A 4,595-nucleotide genomic window follows, 5' to 3' on the forward strand; every position below is an offset into this window, starting at 1 on the left:
TAGGCGGGTATTTAGCGACAGGCGGGCATGTATCCGGCGCCGTATTAGCTGGAATTAATTTAGCCATCTCTACCGCAATCTATTTACCTTTCGTGTATGCACAAGTGAGAATTGATTCAAAAAATGAACAAGAGGTTACAAAGAAATCAGACACGTTAAGCCTCTAAGAAAGTAGTGAGAGTAGATGAATAAAGAGGAACTTTACCAGTTATCCTTTCAATTAATTTTATATAGTGGAAATGCTAGAAGTCTAGCAATGGAAGCCTTGCAGGAGGCAAAGGAAAAGGATTTTGATGCTGCGAAGTTGAAAATTGCCGAGTCAGAATCAGAATTACTGAAGGCCCATAAATTTCAAACGCAGCTCATTCAGGCAGAAGCAGGCGGGGACAAGTTTGATATTCCCATTATCCTTGTTCATGCTCAGGATCATTTAATGACAGCTATGACGGTGAAAGATCTGGCAAGTGAAATGATAGATTTGCGACAAGAGATGAGTGGAAAGTGAGGACGATAGAATGAGCAAGGGGTTAAAGGTTGTTACGATAGGCGGAGGATCCAGCTACACCCCCGAACTAATAGAAGGGTTTATTAATTACTATAGTGAACTTCCGGTAAGTGAAATTTGGCTTGTTGATATTGAAGCTGGTAAACAGAAGCTTGAAATTGTCGGAAACCTAGCAAGAAGAATGATTGAAAAAGCCGGTTTACCTATTGAAATTCACCTAACGCTGGACCGCAAGAATGCGCTCGAAGGAGCTGACTATGTCACGACTCAACTAAGAGTCGGGCAACTAGCAGCACGAGCTCTTGATGAGAAAATCCCATTAAAACACGGAGTAATCGGCCAAGAAACAAATGGACCTGGTGGATTGTTCAAAGCATTCAGGACGATTCCAGTTATACTTGAGATTGCTCGTGAAATGGAGGAAATTTGTCCGCATGCATGGCTGATTAACTTTACCAATCCTGCTGGAATGGTGACAGAAGCTGTGCTTCGTCACACTAAAGTCAAAGTAATCGGTTTATGCAATGTACCGATTGGAATGGAACGCGGTGTTGCAGACTTAATGAAGGTTGATCCATCTAGAGTCCGCATAGACTTTGCTGGTTTAAATCATATGGTCTACGGTTTGGATGTATTCGTGGATGGTGTAAGTGTGAAGGATCAAGTGATTGAAATGATTACAAATCCGGAAAAAGCAATTACGATGAAAAATATCCACGCAATGGGTTGGGAGCCTGAATTCCTTCGTGCCCTCAATTTATTCCCTTGTCCGTACCATAATTATTACTACAAAACAGGGGATGTGTTAGCTCAAGAGCTGAAAGACGCTGAAAAAGGAGAAACACGTGCCGAAGTTGTGCAAAGATTAGAAGATGGATTATTTGAGCTTTATCAGAATGAGGAATTGGCAACGAAACCTCCACAGCTGGAGGAGCGCGGCGGAGCTTATTATAGTGAAGCGGCAGTAAGATTAATTTACTCAATCTATACCGATAAACGTGATATCCAAGCAGTCAACACCATTAACCAAGGAGCAATTGAAGGAATTCCTTATGGTTCAGCCGTTGAAGTGAGCTGTGTAATCACTAAGGATGGGCCGAAGCCAATTAATGTTGGTAAGCTGCCGATAGCTGTCCGTGGGTTAATTCAGCAAATTAAATCGTTTGAACGAGTAGCCATTGACGCTGCGATTTCAGGAGATTACGATAGTGCCCTGCTTGCGATGACCATTAACCCATTGGTCCCAAGCGACCGTGTAGCGAAACTTATTCTGGACGAAATGCTTGAAGCACATAAGGCATTTTTACCGCAGTTTTTTGAAAAAAGGAGGACAGTCTAAGATGATCGACACCCTCGTTAATGCTGATGATTTCGGTTTCAGTCGTGGTGTAAACTATGGGATTATAGATAGCCATAAATACGGAATCGTCAATTCAACGACCATTATGATGAATGCACCAGCTACCCAGCATGCTATTGGATTAGCTAAAGATACTCCGACATTAAAGGTGGGTGTCCATCTGGTTCTAACATGGGGAAAACCACTATTATCTGATGTACCAAGCTTGGTTGATGACGACGGATTCTTTAAAAAACAATCGATACTCATAGAGAACCCAACAGAGATCTCTCTTCGCGAATTAGAAAGAGAATGGTCGGCGCAAATTGATTTGCTACTAGCAACCGGACTTGTACCGACACATTTGGATAGTCATCATCACGTTCATGGAATAAAGGCTTTTTATCCAATCGTGAAAAAACTTTCAGAGCACTATCACCTGCCCGTTCGTAAGGCCGCATCTCATTTTGTAGATATAGAAACAGTAGCCGATGTCTTCTTGGATGATTTTTATGGAGAAGGAGTAGTAGACAATTATTTTGCTAACCTGCAATCTTTAGAAATGAATGGTAAAAGTCTGGAAATTATGACACATCCCGCGTATCTAGATACAGTTTTATTAACAGGTTCTTCCTATAATACAGTACGATTACGGGAAACAGACATTTTAATGAAAGCACAATTACCACAAGACTATATACTTCGTAAATAAGAAATAGGGACGATTCGGCAGCCGGATTCGTCCCTATTTTATTTGAATAGATCCTATTCCATCTTGCGTGTCAGGAATAGTTTTTTGACATACCCCCCTGGGATCTCCGCCCGTCTAATGGATGAATATGGCAGGGGGTATTATACGCTTGGAATGTAGGGCCAGACGGGAATAACCATGTGTCAGACGGGATTATGCCGATCGCAGACGGGAATAACCATGTGCCAGACGGGAATAAGCACCTCGCAGACGGGATTAATTCATTTTCCACTAAAAAAAACCACAGAATACCCCCATGATTTTTTCATTGGCTAAAACCCCATATAGTGCTCAGACCCAGCCGCTGTTTCATCAAAGATATAGGAAAGAAGGACTTGTTTGGACAGTTCTTCTTCGTATGGAGTGCTTGCATTGGTGAATTTAAAGGTATGTTTTAATTCATGAACTCTTTTTTTATGAGCGTGCTTGTTAAAAAAATGGCGTACATAGTCATTGATGAATTCACCATTTTTTAGACTTGTATCAAGAAGGACTTCAGCTGCTGTGCTAGTGTTTACATCTAATGCATAGCTGAGCTTTCTGATATTTTCAAAAGAAATCTCAGAAAACTGCATAGGGATTCGTTCCTTAGTTCCTGTGATCGTGATATTTTTTACAGATGGACAAGTTTGGCTACCTCTATATAAGGTTTGATCCAGCCAAATGGAATGCTGAAAATGCGATGACATTTCATCAATGACTTTTTTTGACACGACGCTTGATTCACAAATTTCAATCGCAACCTCATGAATAGATGTATGTGTAATAGAAGAGATACGGAGCAACGTTTCTTTTATTTTCAATGAAACAGCTGGTTTGACCTCTCTATTTTTATCAGTTGGGATGACTCTTCCTAGTAATTTAAACAATGCCTTACTCCCTTTCTAATTAGGGTGATTTACTTTATACATATATATGAAAATAGGGGAAGAAGCATGTATGTTTTTCTCTCTATTTTCACAAAATACTAGATTATAGAATAATAAGTTAAATTATGGTTGACGGATTAGGTGTATTACACGTATAGTACATATATAAGGTGTATGAACCACATAATACATACACCAGTAATTGGTTTTTGTGAATAGGAGGTGCGTTATGAACAGTAATTTTAATACGAGGGAGCCTGTATATGTGCAGGTAGTCCGATACTTCAAGGAACAAATTGCAACAGGTAAGATCGTGGCCGGAGAAGAAATTCCTTCCCGTAGAGAACTGGCTGCAACATTAAATATTAACCCGAATACTGCTCAAAAAGCATATAAAGAAATGGAGGAACAGGGATTGATCCATACGGAACGAAATTTCCCCAGCAAAATCACAACCGATGAAAGGATATTGAATTCTATTAGACAGGAACTTATTTTTGCAGCCGTGGAGTCCTTTGTTGAGACGATTCGACCGATCAATGTGCCAATTGAAGAACTTCTTCAAGTGGTTAAAGAAAAATATGTAGGGAAGGACGGAGAAACCAATGATTGAAGTCAAGCAGATCAGTAAGAAATTTGGTCGAAAGAAAATCCTAGATGGTGTTTCTTTTACAGCAAATAAAGGGGAAATCACCTGTTTAATTGGCATAAATGGGGTTGGTAAAACAACTACACTCAAGGCGATTATGGGATTAACCCCATATAGCGGCGACATTCTCATCGACAATGAAAAATTAACGAAACATACTTACGAAAAAATCACCTTCATACCAGATGCGGCTATTATGCTGCCGCAAATGACGATTAAACAAGCGATGGAATTTATGAAAGATTTTTATACAGTGTGGAACCAAGATCGAGCGGACCAAATGCTAGAGTTTTTCAAACTCAAGATGGAAACGCGCATTTCTGAATTATCTAAAGGGAACGTAGCCAAGGTTAACTTACTAATGGGATTGGCATTAGATGTTGACTATATCTTAATGGATGAACCTTTTTCAGGAATCGATATGTTCAGCAGAGAACAAATTGCTGATGTGTTTACCAGCCATTTAATCGAAGACAGAGGGG

Annotated in this window: 6 protein-coding genes; 5 read left to right on the top strand and 1 reads right to left on the bottom strand. The window is 40.0% G+C overall.

Annotated elements, in window-relative coordinates:
• Positions 1–184 precede the first annotated feature (184 nt).
• Genes AC52RT_RS05850 through chbG form a run of 3 tightly spaced genes read left to right on the top strand, consistent with a single transcriptional unit; the run spans position 185 to position 2,556 of the window.
• Positions 185–505, top strand: a complete 321-nt coding sequence (locus AC52RT_RS05850) for a PTS lactose/cellobiose transporter subunit IIA (protein ID WP_495539875.1) — start codon at positions 185–187, stop codon at positions 503–505.
• Between the two features lie 10 nt (positions 506–515).
• Positions 516–1,844 (top strand): 6-phospho-beta-glucosidase, encoded by a 1,329-nt coding sequence (locus AC52RT_RS05855; RefSeq protein WP_495539876.1) that lies wholly within the window; start codon positions 516–518, stop codon positions 1,842–1,844.
• 1 nt (position 1,845) lies between these two features.
• On the top strand, positions 1,846–2,556 hold the full coding sequence (chbG, locus tag AC52RT_RS05860; RefSeq protein ID WP_495539877.1) for a chitin disaccharide deacetylase: 711 nt from the start codon (positions 1,846–1,848) through the stop codon (positions 2,554–2,556).
• Positions 2,557–2,867: 311 nt separating this feature from the next.
• Here the strand turns inward: chbG and AC52RT_RS05865 are convergent, their stop codons facing one another.
• A complete protein-coding gene (locus AC52RT_RS05865; protein ID WP_495539878.1) occupies positions 2,868–3,464 on the bottom strand; it encodes a hypothetical protein in 597 nt (198 codons plus the stop codon).
• Positions 3,465–3,693: 229 nt separating this feature from the next.
• Between AC52RT_RS05865 and AC52RT_RS05870 the strand changes: the two genes are divergently transcribed.
• Positions 3,694–4,077, top strand: coding sequence for a GntR family transcriptional regulator (locus AC52RT_RS05870; RefSeq protein WP_495539879.1), 384 nt, complete (start codon positions 3,694–3,696; stop codon positions 4,075–4,077).
• Positions 4,070–4,595, top strand: a 526-nt coding sequence (locus AC52RT_RS05875) for an ATP-binding cassette domain-containing protein (protein WP_495539880.1), incomplete at its 3' end; no start/stop codon positions are given. The genes AC52RT_RS05870 and AC52RT_RS05875, both read left to right, overlap by 8 nt.

This window comes from Peribacillus sp., assembly GCF_059453735.1.